The 20,200-nt window shown below is 34.2% G+C and carries 20 protein-coding genes; 2 read left to right on the forward strand and 18 right to left on the reverse strand.

The genetic code is table 11. The annotated features are described in order from the left end of the window. Positions 1-10 precede the first annotated feature (10 nt). From ABDJ34_RS06475 to ABDJ34_RS06535, 13 genes are all read right to left on the reverse strand, one after another. Positions 11-1,123, reverse strand: a complete 1,113-nt coding sequence (locus tag ABDJ34_RS06475) for an ABC transporter permease (RefSeq protein WP_412701783.1) — start codon at positions 1,121-1,123, stop codon at positions 11-13. Further along, positions 1,110-2,207, reverse strand: coding sequence for an ABC transporter permease (locus ABDJ34_RS06480; RefSeq protein WP_412701784.1), 1,098 nt, complete (start codon positions 2,205-2,207; stop codon positions 1,110-1,112). Before ABDJ34_RS06480 ends, ABDJ34_RS06475 begins: the two co-directional genes overlap by 14 nt. Position 2,208: 1 nt before the next feature. Next, positions 2,209-3,147, reverse strand: coding sequence for an ABC transporter ATP-binding protein (locus ABDJ34_RS06485; protein ID WP_412701785.1), 939 nt, complete (start codon positions 3,145-3,147; stop codon positions 2,209-2,211). 165 nt (positions 3,148-3,312) lie between these two features. Then, positions 3,313-4,608 (reverse strand): branched-chain amino acid transport system II carrier protein, encoded by a 1,296-nt coding sequence (brnQ, locus tag ABDJ34_RS06490; protein ID WP_412701786.1) that lies wholly within the window; start codon positions 4,606-4,608, stop codon positions 3,313-3,315. Positions 4,609-4,786: 178 nt separating this feature from the next. Further along, positions 4,787-5,971 (reverse strand): TVP38/TMEM64 family protein, encoded by a 1,185-nt coding sequence (locus tag ABDJ34_RS06495; RefSeq protein WP_412701787.1) that lies wholly within the window; start codon positions 5,969-5,971, stop codon positions 4,787-4,789. A 12-nt stretch (positions 5,972-5,983) separates the two neighbouring features. Next, positions 5,984-6,715 (reverse strand): YdjY domain-containing protein, encoded by a 732-nt coding sequence (locus ABDJ34_RS06500; RefSeq protein WP_154253927.1) that lies wholly within the window; start codon positions 6,713-6,715, stop codon positions 5,984-5,986. A 98-nt stretch (positions 6,716-6,813) separates the two neighbouring features. Then, complete coding sequence (locus tag ABDJ34_RS06505) at positions 6,814-7,323, reverse strand: hypothetical protein (RefSeq protein WP_002835680.1); 510 nt, start codon at positions 7,321-7,323, stop codon at positions 6,814-6,816. Further along, positions 7,323-7,769 (reverse strand): DUF4430 domain-containing protein, encoded by a 447-nt coding sequence (locus ABDJ34_RS06510; RefSeq protein WP_225559912.1) that lies wholly within the window; start codon positions 7,767-7,769, stop codon positions 7,323-7,325. Before ABDJ34_RS06510 ends, ABDJ34_RS06505 begins: the two co-directional genes overlap by 1 nt. 2 nt (positions 7,770-7,771) lie before the next feature. Next, positions 7,772-9,349, reverse strand: coding sequence for an ASKHA domain-containing protein (locus tag ABDJ34_RS06515; protein WP_412701788.1), 1,578 nt, complete (start codon positions 9,347-9,349; stop codon positions 7,772-7,774). After that, the gene (locus tag ABDJ34_RS06520; RefSeq protein WP_154272477.1) at positions 9,333-10,358 is read right to left on the reverse strand and encodes an MtaA/CmuA family methyltransferase; all 1,026 of its coding nucleotides are present in this window, start codon (positions 10,356-10,358) and stop codon (positions 9,333-9,335) included. Before ABDJ34_RS06520 ends, ABDJ34_RS06515 begins: the two co-directional genes overlap by 17 nt. Before the next feature lie 7 nt (positions 10,359-10,365). Continuing rightward, positions 10,366-11,019, reverse strand: coding sequence for a corrinoid protein (locus tag ABDJ34_RS06525; RefSeq protein WP_412701789.1), 654 nt, complete (start codon positions 11,017-11,019; stop codon positions 10,366-10,368). Between the two features lies 1 nt (position 11,020). Beyond that, positions 11,021-11,803 carry a uroporphyrinogen decarboxylase family protein gene (locus tag ABDJ34_RS06530; RefSeq protein WP_412701790.1) on the reverse strand — a complete coding sequence of 261 codons (783 nt, stop codon included), beginning with the start codon at positions 11,801-11,803 and terminating at the stop codon, positions 11,021-11,023. Next, positions 11,796-12,680 (reverse strand): GTP-binding protein, encoded by an 885-nt coding sequence (locus ABDJ34_RS06535; protein WP_412701791.1) that lies wholly within the window; start codon positions 12,678-12,680, stop codon positions 11,796-11,798. The genes ABDJ34_RS06530 and ABDJ34_RS06535 overlap by 8 nt, the downstream gene beginning before the upstream one ends. A gap of 380 nt (positions 12,681-13,060) precedes the next feature. Between ABDJ34_RS06535 and ABDJ34_RS06540 the strand changes: the two genes are divergently transcribed. Together ABDJ34_RS06540 and ABDJ34_RS06545 are read left to right on the forward strand one after the other, a co-directional pair. Continuing rightward, positions 13,061-14,134, forward strand: a complete 1,074-nt coding sequence (locus tag ABDJ34_RS06540; RefSeq protein ID WP_412701792.1) for a uroporphyrinogen decarboxylase family protein — start codon at positions 13,061-13,063, stop codon at positions 14,132-14,134. Next, positions 14,121-15,446, forward strand: coding sequence for a Na+/H+ antiporter NhaC family protein (locus tag ABDJ34_RS06545; RefSeq protein WP_412701793.1), 1,326 nt, complete (start codon positions 14,121-14,123; stop codon positions 15,444-15,446). Before ABDJ34_RS06540 ends, ABDJ34_RS06545 begins: the two co-directional genes overlap by 14 nt. Before the next feature lie 65 nt (positions 15,447-15,511). Here ABDJ34_RS06545 and ABDJ34_RS06550 read toward each other — a convergent pair whose 3' ends face one another. The 5 genes from ABDJ34_RS06550 to ABDJ34_RS06570 form a co-directional block, all read right to left on the reverse strand. Continuing rightward, positions 15,512-16,978, reverse strand: a complete 1,467-nt coding sequence (locus tag ABDJ34_RS06550; RefSeq protein WP_412701794.1) for a C69 family dipeptidase — start codon at positions 16,976-16,978, stop codon at positions 15,512-15,514. A gap of 126 nt (positions 16,979-17,104) precedes the next feature. Continuing rightward, a complete protein-coding gene (locus tag ABDJ34_RS06555) occupies positions 17,105-17,314 on the reverse strand; it encodes an AbrB/MazE/SpoVT family DNA-binding domain-containing protein (RefSeq protein WP_412701795.1) in 210 nt (69 codons plus the stop codon). Between the two features lie 30 nt (positions 17,315-17,344). Then, positions 17,345-18,184, reverse strand: coding sequence for a metal ABC transporter permease (locus tag ABDJ34_RS06560; RefSeq protein ID WP_412701796.1), 840 nt, complete (start codon positions 18,182-18,184; stop codon positions 17,345-17,347). Continuing rightward, the gene (locus ABDJ34_RS06565) at positions 18,178-18,849 is read right to left on the reverse strand and encodes a metal ABC transporter ATP-binding protein (RefSeq protein ID WP_412701797.1); all 672 of its coding nucleotides are present in this window, start codon (positions 18,847-18,849) and stop codon (positions 18,178-18,180) included. The genes ABDJ34_RS06560 and ABDJ34_RS06565 overlap by 7 nt, the downstream gene beginning before the upstream one ends. Then, positions 18,850-20,166 carry a metal ABC transporter substrate-binding protein gene (locus ABDJ34_RS06570; protein ID WP_094206739.1) on the reverse strand — a complete coding sequence of 439 codons (1,317 nt, stop codon included), beginning with the start codon at positions 20,164-20,166 and terminating at the stop codon, positions 18,850-18,852. It lies immediately after the preceding gene. Between the last annotated feature and the right edge of the window lie 34 nt (positions 20,167-20,200).

Raw genomic sequence — 20,200 nt, forward strand, 5'->3', positions numbered from 1 at the left:
AGCCTTATTTTTATTTGTTGATATTATCGTTACCCTTTGGTTTTGCCAAAACAGAAATCACAATAAACACTACGCTAAATCCCAAAATTATCAAAAGATTAGGAAGAATTTTGGAAAGTTCTGGAAATTCTTCTAAAATTTCGTTATTACTTATATAATAAAATCCCGGAAAAATTCTACCTATTGTAAGAGCAGTTTTCCCTAGTAATTCTTGCGGAACAAATGCGCCACATAAAAACGACGATCCTAGTGAAACGATGTTCATTACTCCTTGAACTGTGTTAGAATTTTTGATTACATTTGATATCATCACAGCCATCGACACCACAGATATCGTGAATACAAACGAATTAAGCATCATAAGATTGACGTGAGTCTTTGTAAAATCGTATTTGTACAAAACACAGAAAAGTATCATGTAAATTAACCAGAACACAAGTCCTGTGACGATATGACCCAGCATCAACTCCATATTAATTCTAGTTCTTGGACATGGTGATACGTTGTTTCTCATAAGAATCGGCTGCTTTTTGTAGACCAAGGCGATATTTGATACGACTAATATCACTTGTGCAAGTAGCAGGTAATTTAAAAAGTTGAAGTAGAATTTGGATTTATCTTTTTTGGAATTTACACTTCCCTCTTTAATGCTAACATTAATTTTTTTGTCCAAATCCTCATTCGCGTTTTTTATAGCCTCATCTTCAGTAAATCCACTTTTTTCGTAGGAACTTACTTGGCTCAGATAAATATTTATCTTTTCTTTGATATCCATCGCATAAGCATTATTAGGAGCGACTTTGTATAAAACTTGTTTTGTTGTGTCGAAATCCTCTGGAATTATTACAGCTGCGTTGATAATATCGTAGAAAAGTTTGTCGTCTACGATTGTTTCATCCATTGTTTTTATCTTAGCGTTCTTGTCCAAATAATGATACAAAGATTTGGACAGTTTAGTATTCGCTTTGTCTTGCACATAAATATTTACATCAACGGGTTTGTAGGAAGTTTGTGTAGTGTTTTTTGTCGCAAAGCTCATCAATACGAAAAATATAATCGTGTACAAAAGTATGGGAGTTTTGTGTGCCCATGTGATTTTAAAATAATTTTTAAAGACTCTCATACTCTTTACCTCTCATAAAAAATAGTGACGCTACAACAAATACAACTGTAATCATCAAAAGATTTACAATATCTTTGTTAAATCGTGCCATCGAATCGTAATAATACAATGAATATACCGCATCTGTAACGACTGCAACAGGATTGATTTTGTTGATAATAGGAAGCTTCTCTGCGATAACTACTTTTATTTCTGGAACCATCATTCCCGCTAAAAAAGACATCAGCATCGTAACAGCGATTCCCATCCCGATTTTTGTATCTAGACTTTTTTTGTTGGATACTCCGATTAAGATTCCAAAAGCAACTCCACAAAAAGATGAAATACTTGCAAGTCCTATTATCGCCCCAATTCTATCCCCAAATTCAACTCCAAGTGCGTATTTTAAATACGCTATAAACAGTACTGTTATTGTGAAATTGATTATCCAACTGACAAGAACCGATGCAGAAAGCATTACGCTTTTTTTAGTTGGAGAAACTGCGTTGCGCTTCGCATTTGTAGACAAGTTTGCTTCATATTGGAAACTAACGAAAAGCCCCCACATGTATCCGTAAATCGTCGTCATCCCTAAAAGCGTGTAGAAAAACACATTCACAGGATTCATGTTTTTTCTTGAAACGTCTTTGATGTGATCGTCTACATTTAAAATTTTTCCGATATCAGCCGTCGGATTTTTCTGCATAATCTTAGTTATCATGGATACTTTTTGTGAATATGAATTCATAATAGTTTCGACGATTGTCTCAGAAATCCCAGATTTTTTTGTGTAGATTTTATCCATCGAATCAATGTACGCTTTTACATCTTCGTTAGTATTCAATATATCTTCGTTTTTTGATTCTACAACCTTGAAATATTTCTCATCTTCCATCTCATTCATGAAGTTTTTGAAATTGTCGTCTTGCATAAGAGTTTCATTAACAGCTACATCAATGGTTTTGAATTTACTATTTTCATTGATATTTCCAAATGCTAATTTGAAGAAAATCCCCAGAACAATCGGAAACATCAACGCCCAAAAAAGCATAGCTTTTTGTCTCAAAAGCAGCTTAAAAGTATTTTTAAATGAATGTAGAAACATATCAATCCCTCAAATCTTTGCCCGTTAATTCCAAGAAAACATCGTTAAGACTTGGCTTTTCGACATTCAAAGAACTGTACTGAACATTTTCTTCATCGAGAAGTTTAATCAACTTCATTAAATACCCATCTCCATGAGAAAAATTCAACTTAACATTGCCGTCCTTATTTTCAAAATTCATCAAGTGTGGAAGAGTTTTGATTTGAGATATCACATCTTCATTTAATTCTGTCGCTGTGAAGCTTATCTTCTCGTTCATTTCAATCATATTTTTGAGTTGTTCCGATGAACCCTTTGCAATGACTTTGCCCTTGTCAATTATTACGATATTATCACACAAGAAATCAACTTCATCCATATAATGCGATGTATAAATTATCGTTGAGCCATCTTCGTTTAGTTTTTTTATGCCTTCCAAAATACTATTTCTAGATTGCGGATCAACAGCAACAGTCGGTTCATCTAGGATAATTAGCTCAGGTTTATGTGCAATTCCACAAGCTATGTTAAGTCTTCTTAGTAAACCTCCGGATAATTTTTTCGGCTTAAACTTAACAAAATCATTCAGACTTACCAAATCCAACGCCCTTTTCACAAGCTTACTTCTTTCAGATTTGTCTTGTATGTATAATCCACAGAAATAGTCGATGTTTTCGTAGACAGTCAACTCATCATACACTGCGACATCTTGAAACACCACGCCAATCCTTTTTTTGATATCATAAGCATCAGCAGACATTTCTTTTCCGAAAATCTTCACACTTCCAGAATCTTTTTTCAAAAGCGACAACATGCAATTGATAGTTGTAGATTTTCCACTACCGTTTGGACCAAGCAGTCCCAGAATTTCTCCTTTTTTCACGTCCAAATCCAAATTGTCGACCGCAGTAAGTTCCTTGTATTTTTTTACAAGACCTCTGACCTCTATAAGGTTTTCCATAAAATCCTCCATAAATTTTATTTCTATCTTTATTATATAATTAATCAATCATTATTGTGTAAAAAGTTTGTAAACAAAGTGCAAAATTAAATATAAAATCACTAAACTCCTTAAATTTGCCCAAAAAATCAGCACAAAGAACAACTTTATGCTGAAATTTTTCGTCTATGCTAATTTCTTTTTATCTTGGATATAAGCAATTATTCCGAACACTGCACCCGTAACAATCGCTGGCAACAACCATTCAAATCCAACAGAACTTAGAGGAAGAGTTTTGATTGCATCTGTAAAACCTTGTAAAATTTTAAAATTTTGATTCAAAACTTCTACGAAACTCACTACAAATGTCGCAAGCACTGCTCCTGTGTATATCAAATCGTATTTGATATGCTCTTCGAAAATTCCTAAAAATATAAGTACCATAATAATTGGATAAACTGTCGACAGTATTGGAACTGCTGCTTTAATAAGCGCTTCAACCCCAACAAGTGAAAGCGCACCAGAAATCACTACCGTTGCCAAAACAATTGGTTTGTAGCCCAATTTGTCTTTTGTAATATTCGAGAAGAAATCTCCGGCAATCGCACTGAGCCCAACAGAAGTAGTCAAACATGCCAATGACACCGCAATTCCTATGGCTATTTTCCCAGCTGAACCTAAAATATTTTGAACCGTTCCAAGTAGTATGTCTACTCTTGTGTTTTGAACTGTGTAAATCTTGGATGCAGTCGCTCCAACATAAATCAATCCACCGTAAATAATCGCCAATAAAACAAATGCCACAAGTCCGACCCACTTAACTAATTTTAGTCTTTCTTCATCGTTGACATATCCCTTTCTTTTCAAATCTGAAACTACAATCCCTGTCATAAGAGCTGCACCAAGTGCATCCATAGTTTGATATCCCTCTGCAAAACCTTTCAAAAATATTTGATTTTCAGACGCAATATTCATAACACCAATAGGATCTACGATACACTTACCTATAATAACTAATAAAATAACTACCAATCCTGGCGTCAAATACTTCCCTATTTTATCGATAACTCCCGTTTCATTAAATACAAAAATCGCAGTCAATGTGAAAAATATTAATGCAGTTACCCATTCTGGAGTTCCTGGAAAAACTTTAGACACGAAAACTTCGTGAGTTGTCGCTGCAGTTCTAGGAATTGCAAAAAGAGGTCCAATGGTTAATATGGTAACGGTTCCAAGAATCTTAGCAAATTTATTCCCAACTCTTTTTCCAAGATCTTCTGCTCCTCCACCTAGCTTAGCGGTGATGATTACGCCAAGTATAGGTAGAACAGGGTCTGTCAACAAAAATCCTAGCATTGCCTTTTTGTACTCAGTTCCCGAAAGCACACCTAAATAAGGTGGAAAAATCAGATTTCCTGCGCCAAAGAATATTGCAAATAATGCAAATCCTACGATAATGACGTCCTTAAATTTCTTATTCAAAATATCCTCCTATGTATTTCTATATCTTTATAGAAAATGATTTCATAATTAAATTTTAATTCTAAAAAGTTTTATTGTCAAATTTATTTATCCCATTATCAAAATAAAGCGTAAGATTTTTACAAATAAAATTTTGCAAAAAAATCATAGGCCACATCAATGACCTATGATTATAATTTTATTCTACTACTTTTCCGCCCTTTTTCTTTTGTTTGTCGTTGTAAACTTTCTTAGCTATACCAATCATGATTGATAATGCAAACAATGTCAAAAGACCCAAGAAAAGTTTTTGCGCTCCACCAGTCAATGTTCCTCCAACATATGAATAAACAACTGTTGCAGGTAATTGACCAATTCCAGTCGCTATGAAAAATGACCAGAATCCCATGTTAGTAAGACCTGCACCATAACTTACAAAGTCGAATGAAACGAATGGTAAAAGTCTACAAATTAATATTGCATATTTTCCGTATCTTTCAAAAAATACGTCAACACTTTCCATAGCACCTTTGCTTGTTAGTCTTTCAACAGCATCTCTTCCTAAAGCTCTCGCTAAGAAAAAGCAAAGTGCAGCTCCTGCCATCGCTGATGACCAAGAAAGTATAGCTCCCTTAACCCATCCAAATATTGCAGCATTTGATAAAGTAATCAAGAATGCTGGAATAGGGGCCGCAATTGATTGAAGAACCATCAAAATAAATGATACAACTGCTGCTTGTTTTCCGTAAGATCTCAAATAAGCTACAACTACATCAGTATCTAATTTTGAAATCGTAGAGAAAGCTTCATTAGTTTTAGCTTTAACTGAAGGTACAAAGAAATACAATCCCAATAAAATTCCAATGATTGCCAAAGCGATAATTCTTTGGATTTTTCTCTTGTGTTTAAGTTCAGCTATTTCTTCTGGTGTTTTTTCTTCTCTTAAATCGCTAAGTTTAACTTCTTCTTCTCTCATAGCTTTACGTTCTTCTCTACTATAATACTTTTGATATTTCTTCTGAGTAAGAACTATATAGAGGTTGATTAAGTTAACAATTACGATAACTGCGATTGTAGGAATGAAAATATTCTTAACTGGTCCATGATACATTATAAACTCTTTTACAATGTAGATAAGACTTTGAGTTTTCCCACCTATTAGTGCAATTAAGAATATCGCCGCTTCCAAAGCAAAGAATACATATCTGTTGATATTTGTATAAGCAATTCCTAGTATCAATCCAAAAGCCGTAAAGATAAACATTACTAGCTGCTGGCTAACCATCATCTCAAAATTTACGTTGAATAACAAAAGTAAACAACATAAAACCCCGATGGCTACGCCCGTAGTTAAATAATAAAATATCGCCCTTAACTTTTTCACTCGATACCTCTATTAATCTTCTAAAGTATAAGTTACAGCTACATAAGTTCCATCTTCTGGAAGTACATCAGGGTTACCAGTAAATTTAACTTCGTTTCTCTTTTCTACAGCTCCATTAGTGTAAGTTGTATTAGAAATAATTCCTACTGGACAAGAGTCCAAGCAAGTTAAGCAACCTGTTTTTTTGTTTTTTGCTCTTTCTAGGTTTCCACCAAATCTAAAATCAATTTTCTTTCCATTGCTATCTGTGATTACTTCGTTAATGTCATAATCTTTTCCAGCGCCTTCCCAAGTTACAGTAGCACCTATTTTAGATCCTTCAACGTGAGTTTCAGCTGCATTATCTGGAGTCATATTTTCACCAGGTTTTGCACCAATTTCGATTAATGCGTTGTAGAAATCTTCTGGAGTAGCATAAGCTGTAAGCACTGATTTTGCACCGTTACTACCATCTGTATTTACAGAAGCATGTCTTGTGTTTTCTGTGAAGTATTTTCCGTTAACTGAAGATAATACTGTAATTTTCTTAGCTTCTTTGTCAACTTTGATTGGGTTATCCAAAGAAACGCCGTTTACTTCGTCAGCTTTCTTTTCTTCTGTTTTGTTTTCTTCTGTTTTAGCTTGTTCAGTCGTTTCAGTTTTGTTAGATTCTTCTTTTTTATCGTCTGCTTTTTGTGAACAGCCAGCTAATCCTACTATTGCTAGACATAAAAATCCAGCCAATAATTTTTTTCTTAAATTCATAAATAATCCCTCCATTATCAATTTGATTTGATTATATTATATCATATAAGTTTAATACTGTATACAAATTAAATTCAATGAAATATTTTTTAAGATTTTTAATTCATGATTTTTTTCTTGCCGGTAATATAGTCTTCTAATTTGTATATCAGAAAAATATATATCACAGCATTTCCTATCATATGGTTGATATCAAATGGAATTGATGTCATGTATCTTGCAATGAATACATTCATTCCCATAACAGTCATGCATTCCATCAACGTGATTATAAGTCCATACAAAAATCCCGACACAGACAATGCGATAGTTTTCGTTACCAATGTTTTTTTCAATTTAAAAACATTAAAAATTGCATAGTTAAATACAGCCAAGATGAAAAAGTCTACCACTTGGAACAAAACCCATATTCCAAATCCAAGCACAAAACTTGTGACTACCATCGTGACTGCATTTACAAATAGTGACTCTTTTAGGTTTTTCTCAATTGCAAGTATCAGTATGACATCCGACAAGATTTTTACATTAGGAATGATATTCAAATAAATTCTTGTCAGGATGCATACTGCTGATAATATTGCAATTCTAGTCAAATCACTAGTTTTCATTATTTCATTTCTTGAAATTTGAATTCTATCTTGTCGTTTTCGTTAACTTTGTAATCGCCGATTCCTACTTCTGCCATCTTGTCGTTAACATAGTACATCCAGTATTGTTTCTTAGCTGGATCTTGTTTTACGCCTTCTAATTCAGTCATCATACCTTTTTCAAAAACTGCTTTGTGATTTTTTTCAAGGTAAGATTGCAAGTTTTCATCTTTTTTAATTTCTGCATCTTCTTTTAAGATTTCCTTGTTGTTAACTTCATCCATTACAACGATTGAAACCTTAGTAGCTTCACTCTCAGATGCTTTTTCTTCTGTTTTGTTTTCGTCTGTTTTTGCTTGTTCTTGTGTTTGTTCTGTTTTTTGTGGCTCTTGGGCCTTATCTTTGTCAGCGTTACAAGCTGTCAATGAGAACACAAGCATCATTAATACCAATAATTTTTTCTTCATAATCATCTCTCCTTTGGAAATTCCATCGCCTTAGCGAATATTTTTTCATAGTCCTTTGTCATTGATAATTCTATATAATTCATATCTTCAGCAAGAGTGGACATTTCTTCCTTTATTTTATCGTTCATTAAACACATGTACGCCCCTATTAAAGATGAATTACCTACATAACTTATTTTGGATTCGATTTCGTAAGGCAGAATTCCCACACCTACGATTGAAGATGGTTTCAAATGACTTCCGAATTGTCCTGCGACAATACATTCGTTCAAATCGGAAATATCCAATCCCTCTTCATCCAAAAGTTTTATAAAACCAGAAAGTATAGCTCCTTTTGCAAGTTGCACTTGTCTGATATCTGATTGTGTGATAACAAGTTCATCATTCATCATGAACTCTCTTTTATTATCCACAATTCTAACCAAATCTTTTCTATAATCATCAACAGTACTTGGATCGATAATCCTACCTCTCTTATTGACGATTTTATTTCTAACAATTTCACTGATTACAGCAAGAATACCACTACCACAAATCCCTTTTGCAGGCTTGTCGCCGATTGTTTGTAATTTGACGTTTGACCCGTCAATTAAAACATCTTCAATGGCTCCTTGTTCTGCTCTCATTCCACATTTTATATTCATACCTTCAAGTGCAGGACCAGCTGCACAAGAACAACAATACAATTTGTCATTAGTCTTCAAAACTATTTCGCCGTTTGTACCGATATCTATAAACAGTGTGTTTTCTCTGTTTCTCATATCTGTAACATAAGCACCTGCTACAATATCTGCTCCTATATATGCAGAAACATTTGGTAAAGTGTACAGCTTTGCGTCCAAATTCAGTCCAATATCTTCGCACATCACACTCTTTGCTTCAGTGAACACTGGTTTGTACGGGAATTTCCCCAAGCTTCTTGCATCCACTCCCAAAAGCATATGAACCATTGTAGTGTTCGCCGCAATGTCAACTTCTTTTATATCTTTTCTGTTGATTTTTGATTCTACAATCATCTTGTCTATCAATTTATTCATAGAACTTACAATGCTGTGTTGAAGAATTTTCGCTGCATTTTCATTTTCAAACTCAAACGTAATTCTCGTAAGCACATCCAATCCGTACTTTGTTTGCGCATTAAGTGCGGAGTTTTTCGCGATGATTTCACCAGTTTTCAAATCTACCAAATTCATGCACACAGTTGTAGTCCCAATGTCCACACAAATCCCGTAACCGTCCCTGTATTGTTTTTCAAACTCTGGCATATCTCCTGAATCAAGTACATCAATGGAGCTGTTTTCGCTTAATGTTTCCACGATAACATCGCCACTCATTGTAACTGCACACGAAAGCCTAACTCCGTTTTCGATTTCTTCTTTTTTCAAAAGTCTTTTTTCGGTATCAGTTATATCGTTTACATTTCCTTCTACAACTTTTATCTTACACTTTCCACAAGTTAACTTACCATTGCATGAGTTGTCGATGTAGATGTCGTTTTCAAGCAATGCATTCATCAAATTGTAGCTTTTGCCGTCTTCTAATTCAATTGTTCTGTTTAAATTATTAATTCTTATCTTCATAATCGTAATTCTTAGATGCTGTTATTATTGATTTCAAATTTTCAAGTGGCGATCTCATACCTATTCCACAAGCTGGAGACAGGATATTTGATCCGTTGTTTACTGATATTTTTGCTAGTTTTTGAATTTTTTCACTGTCTGAATATTCAAGTGCATAAGTCGACACATTGCCCATCAACACGTGATGCTTCAAAACTTTCTTCGCATCTTTCAAAGATACGATAGAGTCGAAGCTCAAACAATCAGAGTGAATGTCGTTGCACAAATCAAGTACAGGAGTCATTCTTCCACATATGTGAACAATTTTTGGAACGTCTTTGATTCCATCCAAAAACTTATTCAAATATTGTACAGTGAATTCTTTGAAGAATTTAGGTCCCATAATTTCACCAGTACCAGAAGGATCTGAAACTGCGATAACATCTACTCCTGCGTCTATTTGTCTATTCGCAAATTCTATTAAATGATCTGTCACATAATCCATAAATTCGTGAACTCTTTGTGGGTCTTTTCTAAGAGCCTTGTAGTATTTTACAGAATCCATTATTGATGATGCAGTGCTAACAGGTCCTGTGATATTTCCAATAATTGGGGCGTTTTTTTCTTCGTCCTTCAAGATTTTAATAGCCTCAATCACGATATCACTTCTGGAATCTTCCTTCTTGAAATCTTTTATCTTTTCCCAATCTTTGATGTTATCGAATGCGTATTCAATAACGTGTGGTTCATAAATTTCATTTCCAAAATCGACAACAGAACCCATATCTTCAGCTTCAATCGTCATGCAGAATGGAACTCCGATATTCTCAAAAATTTTCTCGTCGTAGATAGCTTTTGCCAAATCAGCCATTTTCCTAGCATCCAAGTGAGCTTCTGGAAGATAGATATCTTTCAATTCCATTAGCTCTTTGGATATCATATTCATCATTCCACCCGGACAAATCACAGGAATTCTGTCGATGAAAATATGATTTAATGCATTCTTCAATCTATCTTTTTCGTTAATCATTTCTATCCTACTGATCTTTTCCAACTAATTTCTTAGCAGCTTCTACAGCTTCTACAGCATTTTCAGTGTAAGAATCCGCACCGATTTTATCAGCAAAAGCTTGAGATATAGGTCCTCCACCAATCATAACCTTGAATCTGTCTCTAAGACCTTGTTCTTTTAACATTTCGATAACTTTACCCATGTTGTCCATAGTAGTTGTCATTAAAGTTGACATACAAATCAAATCAGCATCGTTTTCGACTGCTGCATCGATGAAGTTTTGTAATTTAACATCACGACCCAAATCAATCATCTTAAATCCTGCAGTTTGCATCATCAATTTTACCAAGTTTTTTCCGATATCATGAGTATCTCCTTCAACAACTCCGATAACCCCAACTCCCAGAATATCATCGTCGTTCATTTCTACATGTTTTTGTAAAACGTCCAAACCAGCATACATTGCATCACTGCAAAGCAAAATATCTGTAATGAAATATTCTTCTTCATCAAAAAGCTTACTTGCTTGTTGCATACCTTTAATAAGTCCGTCGAAGATACCTTGTTTAGCATCAAATCCCTTGTCTATATATTCTTGGCACACCTCAGCGATGTCTTCATCTTCCATTTCTACTACCATTTCTGCCATTTTATCTAAATATTCTTGTTGAGTTTCCATGTTACCTCCTAATTATAATCTCATTTATCTTCTTAAATTTCTTATCTGACAAATTCATACATCTATCTCCGAAGATCTTGTGTTCTCCCTCAAACAAGAAATCAACATATCTTTGTTCTTCATTTTTCTCAATAGGTTTAAACTCTGCTTTATACAAGCTTATCAACGCCATCGTTGATTTTGGGCATAAGTGAAAATTAAATGGCTTGTCGATGTTTTGAATATCTTCCAAAAATTTCATCAAAAACTCGTCCACATATAACTGCATTTGCTTAGGACCAATAATATCAGCACCCGCCAAACTATCGGAAAAACTAATCAATTGTATTCCACTGTCGGCTAATTTTTCGATATATTCCACCAAAGCTTTTCTGATTTCATCATAAAGTTCAACGATTTTATCGTGTTTTTTCCTAAAAGATCTGAAAACCACCTCAGAGCTTGCTAAGTTATCTAATATAACCAATGGACCTGCAACCTCAACGATAATTCTCTTCTCATCTTTCATTTTGTCAATTGCTTCAAACAAAGCTTTGACATGTTTTTGATTGTAATCAAAATCAATCACAATATCATCCACATTATCGTACTTGTACTTGCTGACTTTTCCAAGTTCTGCAACAGCACCCATGGCTTCTGATTCTAATGTAGAGGACATCGGAATACTCGCATAGTCCTTATCCTTGAAATGTTCTACCAAACAGTCCGCATCTTCAAATAATCCCGGATCAGTGATGGGCGTAGTTTCCATTACAATACAATCATAAGTTCCAACTTTACTCATTATTCACCTCGATTATTACAAAATCATCGCTACCAGATAACGAATCTGATACTTCTAATCCACTCAAAGTTTTGCTAACGAAAACTTTCTTATCTGCAATCTCTACATTTCCCTTCGCTCTCACGATACTTTTTGAATCCAAAAATTTTTCCAAATCTTCTTTTGAATCGAATTTCAATTTCTTTTGAACATTGGTCTTAAACCTAGAATCCTCGTGAGAATGCTCATTGTGTTCGTGGTCATGATGATGGTGTTTGCCACAGCATTTGTGACCGTCGCCGTGACAACAACATTTGTGCTTGTCTTGCTTTTTATTGTCCGCAAATTCACTTACAATATCATTTGGATTTATCTTTCTGAAATCTTCCTTATGAATAATTGCATGCTTGTTAAATTGTTCGATTGACTTCTTCACTTCTTCGATTTTTTCTTCTTCCAAGTTTTCAATGTTCGTTATGTATATTATATCAGCATTTTTGATTTGATCATTGAAAAATTCTCCGAAATCATCGTGAAAACAAATGTAACTGTCGCAATCGACAATTGTCACACATTTTTGGATTTGCAAATTTTCTTCGTCTTTCAAAACTTCCAATATATCCGTTAGCTTTGCAACTCCTGTCGGCTCAATTATGATGTATTCAAATTGGTCTTTGTCGATTTTGTGAATAATTTCCTTAAAATCGCTCTTCAATCCACAACAAATACATCCCGAATTGATTTCAATTATATCGTCGTTTTTAATCAACATTGAATCAATACTCACATCACCAAATTCATTCTCCAATACCAAAGTATTTTTGGAAAAACCCAAAATGTGATTGATAAAAGTTGTCTTGCCTGAACCTAAAAATCCCGACACTATTACTGTTTTCATATTATCACCCATTTTTATTTTAACATATTTGATATTGAATATTGCCCAAATAATAATGACTTATTGAATAATCAAATAAATCAACTTTTAGGTTTAATTAAAGCAAATACTTTGTTGTGATAAATTAATATGATTATTTTTATCTTATATTTCTTTTTGCCAATTAAGAAATCATTATCACAAAAATATTTTTGTGTGAAATTAAAGATTTTTAATCTACAAATCAATTTTGATAAGTTTTTATTTAATTTGAATGAATAAAAACTACCACTTATAAAATATTTCAATAAATGGCTGAATTTTTCTATGATAGAATTATAATGAAATTTATAGCAATAAATTTATTAAATTATTTTTAAAATTCAAAAAGGAGGATTTATATGTTCAAAGATGAGATGACTCCAAAGGAGAGAATGGAGGCCTTCTCAAAAGGTGAAGAAATGGACAGAATTCCAGTTGTTCCAGATATGGGAGTTACTATGAGTGACTATTTGGGATATAAAACTTGGGATTATTATTCAAATTCTGATGTAATCGCCGATACGGAAGTAGCTTTGTTCAAAAGGTTCTACCACGATTCCATCAGTGTGTCCACTACTTTAAGAGGAATGGCAGAAGCCATGGGAACTGAAATTTGGTATCCAGAAGATAGTATTTCACAATTAAAAGATCCAGTTGTGAAAAAGGTCGAAGATATCGAAAAATTAAAAATCATCAATCCATTAAAAGATGGAAAGCTACCAGTGTTGATAGAAGCATTGGAAAAAATCAGAGACCAAGTCGGAGATGTTGCATCAATCGGCGCTGCAATGACTGGACCATTCTCTGTAGCCGCAAGTGTTTTGGGTACTGAAACTTTACTTCGTTGGATGGTTAAGAAAAAGGATGCCGTTCATAAAATTATGGATATCATAACTATTAACAATGGAGAATACATTAAGGAAGTTGGTAGTAGAGGATTTGGAATGGGATTTGCCGATCCAGTTTCCAGTACTACTTTGATACGTAAGAAACAATTCGAAGAATTTTCACTTCCATATTTGAAGAGAAATATTGCAGATGTTAAAAAATACTGCGGTTCTTCTGCAGGTTTGCATATTTGTGGTGATTCTAAAGATTTATGGCCACTATTAAAAGATTCTGGAATTGGTAACTTCTCATTGGATAACTGCGAAAGTTTATTAGAAGCTAAGGAAATTCTTGGTAACGACATTGTTATCACAGGAAATGTTCCTCCAGTAGATGTTATGTATTTGGGAAATACTGAAGATGTCAAAAAATCTGTAAAAGAATGTATCGACATGGCTTACGATTCTCCATGTGGATATGTGTTGTCTACAGGTTGTCAAATTCCAAAAGGAACAAAAATGGAAAATATAGACGCGTTCATGGAATACGGACGTGAATTCGGAAATTATAAAAGATTAAAGGAGCTAAAAAATGAAACCAAATAAAAAAGCACTTCTTCCACTTGTAGTGTTCGTGCTATTCTATGTATTATCAGGTGTAGTATTGTCACTTCGTGGAGTAGAAATGCCATTCTATCAAATTCCTTCACCTATTTCTATAATGATTGGTGTTGCTGTAGCATTCATTATTTTTGAAGGAACTATCAACGAAAAAGCCGACGATTTCGTAAAAGGTTGCGGCGATGAAAACATAATTATCATGTGTATTATTTACTTATTAGCTGGAGCATTTGCTCAAGTTACTAAGGCAAGTGGTGCTGTAGATTCTGTTGTAAACTTCAGTTTATCAATCGTACCTGTAAACTTCTTGGTACCAGGAATTTTCTTGATTTCTACATTCTTGTCAATTGCGACTGGTTCATCTGTAGGATCAGTAGTAGCTTTGGGACCTATCGTTTTTGGTGTTGCAGAAAAAATAGGAATCAATCCAGCACTAATGCTTGCAGCTTTGATTTGTGGAGCAATGGCAGGAGATAACTTGTCATTAATTTCAGATACAACAATCGCAGCTACTAGAACACAAAATATCGGAATGAAACAAAAATTCGTAATGAACTCAAGATTTGCTTTCCCAGCAATTATAATTTCTACAATTATTTTCGCAATCATAGGAAGACCAGAAACAACAATAACAATGGTTAAAGAAAGTTACAACTTGGTTTATGTAATTCCTTATTTATTAGTAATTGTAACTGCATTAATGGGAATGAACGTATTATTAGTATTATTCTCTGGTACATTACTAGCTGGGATAATTGGTATGATTTACGGAAAATTCGACACAATTATGTTGTCACAAACAATTTTTGAAGGATTTACAGGAGTATTAGAAATCTTCTTATTATCAATGTTTACTGGTGGTCTTGCATACATGGTTAGAAAACACGGTGGTATTGATTGGATCATAATGAAAGTTAAGAAGAAAGTTAAAGGACAAAAAAGTGCTGAAGCTGCAATTGCAACATTAGTTGGACTTACAAACGCTGCTGTAGCAAACAATACAGTTTCTATTTTGATTACTGGTCAAGTAGCAGCTGAAATGACAAAAGAATACGATGTATCACCTTCTCGTGTTGCCTCACTTTTGGATACAACAAGCTGTGTTGTGCAAGGAATTATCCCTTACGGAGCACAAATCTTAATCGCATCAGGACTTACTGCAGGAAAAGTTGCACCAACAGATATTCTTCCATTCATGGTAAACCAATACGTATTGTTAGCTATGATGATTCTAACAATCATAACAAGATTCGGAACAAAATCTGATCCTGCTACAGAAGTTCCAGACGCTAAATAGTAAAACAAAACACCTCATAAGAGGTGTTTTTTGATTGCTATTAATTCATTTGCTATCTTTAAATATTAGTTGTCACTTCTTGCAAATCCGTTTTTCATTTCGCAGCTTGCTGTGAATAAAACGTCGTGAAGTAATTTGTCTGTTTTTTCTTTCAAGAAGTCTGCCATTTCTTGGTTTGCTTTTTCAAGCAATTCGTGAGCGTTTCCTGAATTCTTAGCAAATTCTTCGTCGTATTTGTTGATGATTTCGTTGGATTTGGATTGAACTGCTCCTTGATATCTTTCGATGAAGATTGCTGTTTTGTTGAAGTGTGCATCGCAAAGTGCAGCTATGATTCTGTTAGCCCAGTAGAAGTTTTCTGATGTTGCTTTTACTACTTGATCACCTACATAGCTTGGTGTTGTTTCTACGTTTGCGTAGAATGCAACGGCTGCGTTGAATGCGTTGCTACCGAATGACAACCATTGAATTGCTCTAATTTCTTCTGGAGCGTATGGTCTTATTTGTGTAAAATGAGTTACATTGTCACGGCTAATTCCCAATGGACGATACATTCCACGGTAGTTTGGATCTCCATGTTTTGCGTAGCAATCATAAGGTGTTCCTTCGTAGTGGCTGGACAATATTGTCTTCATATCTTCAACTGTGATTTTTCTTTCTGGTACCATTGCCCATGGCAAATCATCAGATTCTGGTGTAAAATCAGCATCAACTCCATCCCATATCAATGTTTTTGGATTGAAATATCTTAGCATAATCCATGCTCTTGGTGTGTTGTATGTGTGATCTGAATGATCATGAGATCCGTATGCTAATCTTGGATTTACATAATCTTCTTGATCTAAGAATAGGTGATGTTTTTCGGACCATTCTTTCAAATCTTTTGAACACATAAATTCTTTTTGTTCGCCGTATGCATCATCAAAATCAAAATAATCAATTCCCAATTGGTTTGGCATTACAACGTATGCATCATCAGGAACTCTTCTTGCCATCCAGTGATGTCCACCGATTGTTTCCAACCACCAAATTTCGTCAACATCTTGGAATGCAATTCCGTTTGATTCATAAGTTCCGTGTTCTTCTAATAATTTTCCTAATCTTTCAACGCCTTCTCTTGCAGAGTTGATGTAAGGAAGAACAAGAGTTACGAAATCTTCTTCTCCAATTCCACCGAATTTTTCTTCTTTTGTTGGAGATTGAATCAAAGGATCTGCTCCTTGAACTCTTGGGTTAGTAGTGATAGTTTCAGTTGCGCTCATTGAAATATTTTTTTCGTTAACGCCTGATGCTGCCCAATCTCCTTCGAATGTGTCAGAGTTTGGAAGTGCTGTGTATCTCATAGGATTATCAGGTAAATCCACTTTACATCCTGATAAAACTGATTCGTATTTTCTTGGTTGATCTTCTGGTTTTACAACGATAAATCTCTTAGCTGTAAAAATTCCAGAAGGAGAATCTTCACTTCTTGAAATAATTGTGGAGCCGTCAAAGCTCGCTTCTTTACCTACTAATAATGTAGTACATGCCATAATTACATACCTCCTTAAATGTGATATCCTTTTTTAATATCCAATATCATTATACCCCTTTTTTTATCGTTTTACACTAGGAAAATAAAAAGAACTATCGTAAATTTTACAATAGTTCTTCTGATTTTATTCCTCTTCACCCAAAGCATCGATTGTATCGTCAGTCAATCCCTTTAATTTTTCGACATAGTTTGCATCGTGATTTTTCTTAGGAATCAGTATTATCCTGTCATTTTCAAGTTCACACTCAAATATATCTCCAACTCTTAGGTCGTATTTTCTCATTAATATATCTGGTATAGTAATTTTGTTTCCTTTTTCTACTTCGAAATTCATATTATCCTGCCTTCTTCTGTAATGTTGTGTTTACTTTATTTTAGCATTATTTCGTGAATTTGAAAAGTTTTTCCTATTTAGTTGTTTAATTTTTGAATATGCTACGAAAACTATCATTCCTATAACTGCATTTACTACGATTGCTCCACCTGGTTTAATATCAAATTGATAAGATTGAACTATTCCCAACATCATATACAAAATACCGAGTATTATCGTTATGATGTATGTTTTCTTGTAGCTTTTTGCAATTATGAGCGCTGTAGCTACGGGAAGTACAATCAATGATGTCACCATCAACGCTCCAACTATTTTCACTGCAAGAGCTATAGTAATCGCTGATAAAAAAGTAAATATCGCATTAATTCGATTTACTTTCACCCCAGCAAGACGAGCGATGTTTTTGTCGATAGAAATAGCCAATAATCCAGAATATTGCGATATAGACATCACTAAAATTAATATGAAAATCACAGAAATATTTATCACATCTCTGTTTGTTACAGAAGATATGCTTCCGAAAAGATACGATTCAAATGAGTTTCCTCCAGGAGCAAAATCAGATAATATCGCTGCAATTCCAAGTCCCGTACTCATTATGACAGCAGTTGCCATATCTCCGTATTGTGGGAATTTTTTTCTGATTAATTCTATTAAAAATGCCGCTATTACACAAACTATTGCAGAGCCTACTAATGGGTCGAATCCTAAAATAAGTCCAAGCCCAACTCCACTAAGAGCAGTATGAGAAAGCGCATCTCCTATCATCGATGTTTTACGATTAACCATTATTATTCCAATCATCGGAATCATTATCGAAAGCATCAATCCAGCTACCAATGCTTTCCTCATAAACGCAAATTCTAGCATTTTATAAGCCTCCCTTCAATCATTTCGTATTGTGTTCTCTCAATATCCAAAGCTTCTATTTCTTTTATTTCGTGAGTTACCATTATTACAGTTATGTTGTAATCTTTGTTGAATTTAGCAATTGTTTTTATAAATTTCTCTTTGTTTTCTTTGTCAACACCTGCAGTCGGCTCATCGAGTATCAGAAGTTTTGGCTCATTAATCATCGCCCTACAAATCATAGCTCTTTGTTGAAGCCCTCCCGACAACTCATTTACTGGACGATTAATATATTCTTGCATCCCCATTTCTTCCATAATTTTCCTAGCTTTATCGTAATGTTTTTTTCTTGCGATTTTAATCATTCCAAAATCTTCATACAAATTTAACGTCACAAGCTCCAAACAAGTAATCGGAAACGCAATTTTGTTTACAATATTTATTTGAGGAACATATCCTATATCTCGGTAGCTTTTGTAATCTTTAATATTTTTATCTAAAACTTTGATTTCTCCGTCATCAGCTTTTAACTCTCCCAGCATTAATTTCAATAAAGTTGATTTACCGCTTCCATTTCCTCCAAGGATTAGAGCCATTTCTCCTTGGTTTATATTCAAATTTAAATCTTTAAGCACCAAATCTTCGTTATAACCAAAGTTTAAGTTTTTAATAGTTACTGCATTCATTTATACACCTGCCTTTTTCATAGATTCATATAAGTTTTTCAAATTCATCTCAATTAATTCGATATATCCTTGATTATTGTCCTGTTGCTCTTTTGTTATAAATTCCATCGAAGCCAAAGGCTTTATATCTCCTCCCAATTCTTCCGATAAAGTCTTCGCTTCTTTAGGAGGTTTCCCATATTCATAAAATACCGTAGTAATGTTTTTTGTTTTCGCAAAATCCACGGCTTTTTTTATTGTTTTAAGACTTGGACTTTCCATGCTAGTAAGACCTTCTAATGGATACTGAGTAAGCCCAAAATCCCTCGCTATATATGCATAAGCGTAATGTGTTACCAAAAAGCTTTTGTTGTCTAATTTACTAAATTTTTCTTTGTATTCTGCATCAATATCTGTCAATTTGTCCACGTATTTCAATTTGTTTTTGTGATAAATTTTCTTGTTATCTGGATACTTTTGTATCAATTTGTCTTGGATACTATTCAAATATTTCTTTGCATTTACGACAGATAACCATGAATGTGGATCGTAAGTTATCTTGTCAAATCCTGACGAAGACCCTTCCATTACAGGCTTTAATTTGCCCTCATCTTGAAGCAATTTACCGTTAGTATCTTGTAAATAATATGGTAGCAAATCTTCGCTTATTCTGTCCGATACGAAAATCCACTTGCCATCATCTTTTATATTGTAAAATATCTCCCCAGATTCATGGCCCATTTCAAGGCCATATACTTTTCCTTCTTCAACATCGAAAGTGTTTTTTTGGTGAACAATCTCACCTTTTTGATTCATAATTTCCTTAGCTTTTTTCACCAATTCTTTTTTGTCTTCTCCATTGTCCTTGAAGAACGCAACTCTCATAATATCTTCATGAGTATGCCCAAAATCTATTTTTCTTTTTCCCTTTGTTAAGTCCAATTGTGCCATATATTGAAAATCGCCCCTTGCAGCAGCTCCTTTATACGTGATTAGCTCTACAGAATCCGACAACTTCAAAATATCCAAATTAGGCAAATTCTCGTGCACCTTGTCTACCCAATGTTCCATATTCGCACCATTTACAACCAGCAAATCTGCATCGGCAAGTTTTTTCATATCCTTAGCAGACGGCTCCCACAAATGAGGCTCCTTATCCACCGGCATGAAAGTTCTAACCTCTACAGTATCTCCTGCAATCATCTTCACCAAATCATGCACAGGAAAAAACGATGTGTAGATAACAGGTTTTCCCGAAGATTTTTTCGTGTGATTGGAACATCCCGCAAACAAAACCATGCACAAGGCTAATAGAAAACTCAAAAATCTCTTTTTCATCTAAATTCTCCTTTTCAAAAATCAAAGGACAGGT

The sequence above is a fragment of the Finegoldia dalianensis genome (assembly GCF_046255015.1).
Classification (GTDB): domain Bacteria; phylum Bacillota; class Clostridia; order Tissierellales; family Peptoniphilaceae; genus Finegoldia; species Finegoldia magna.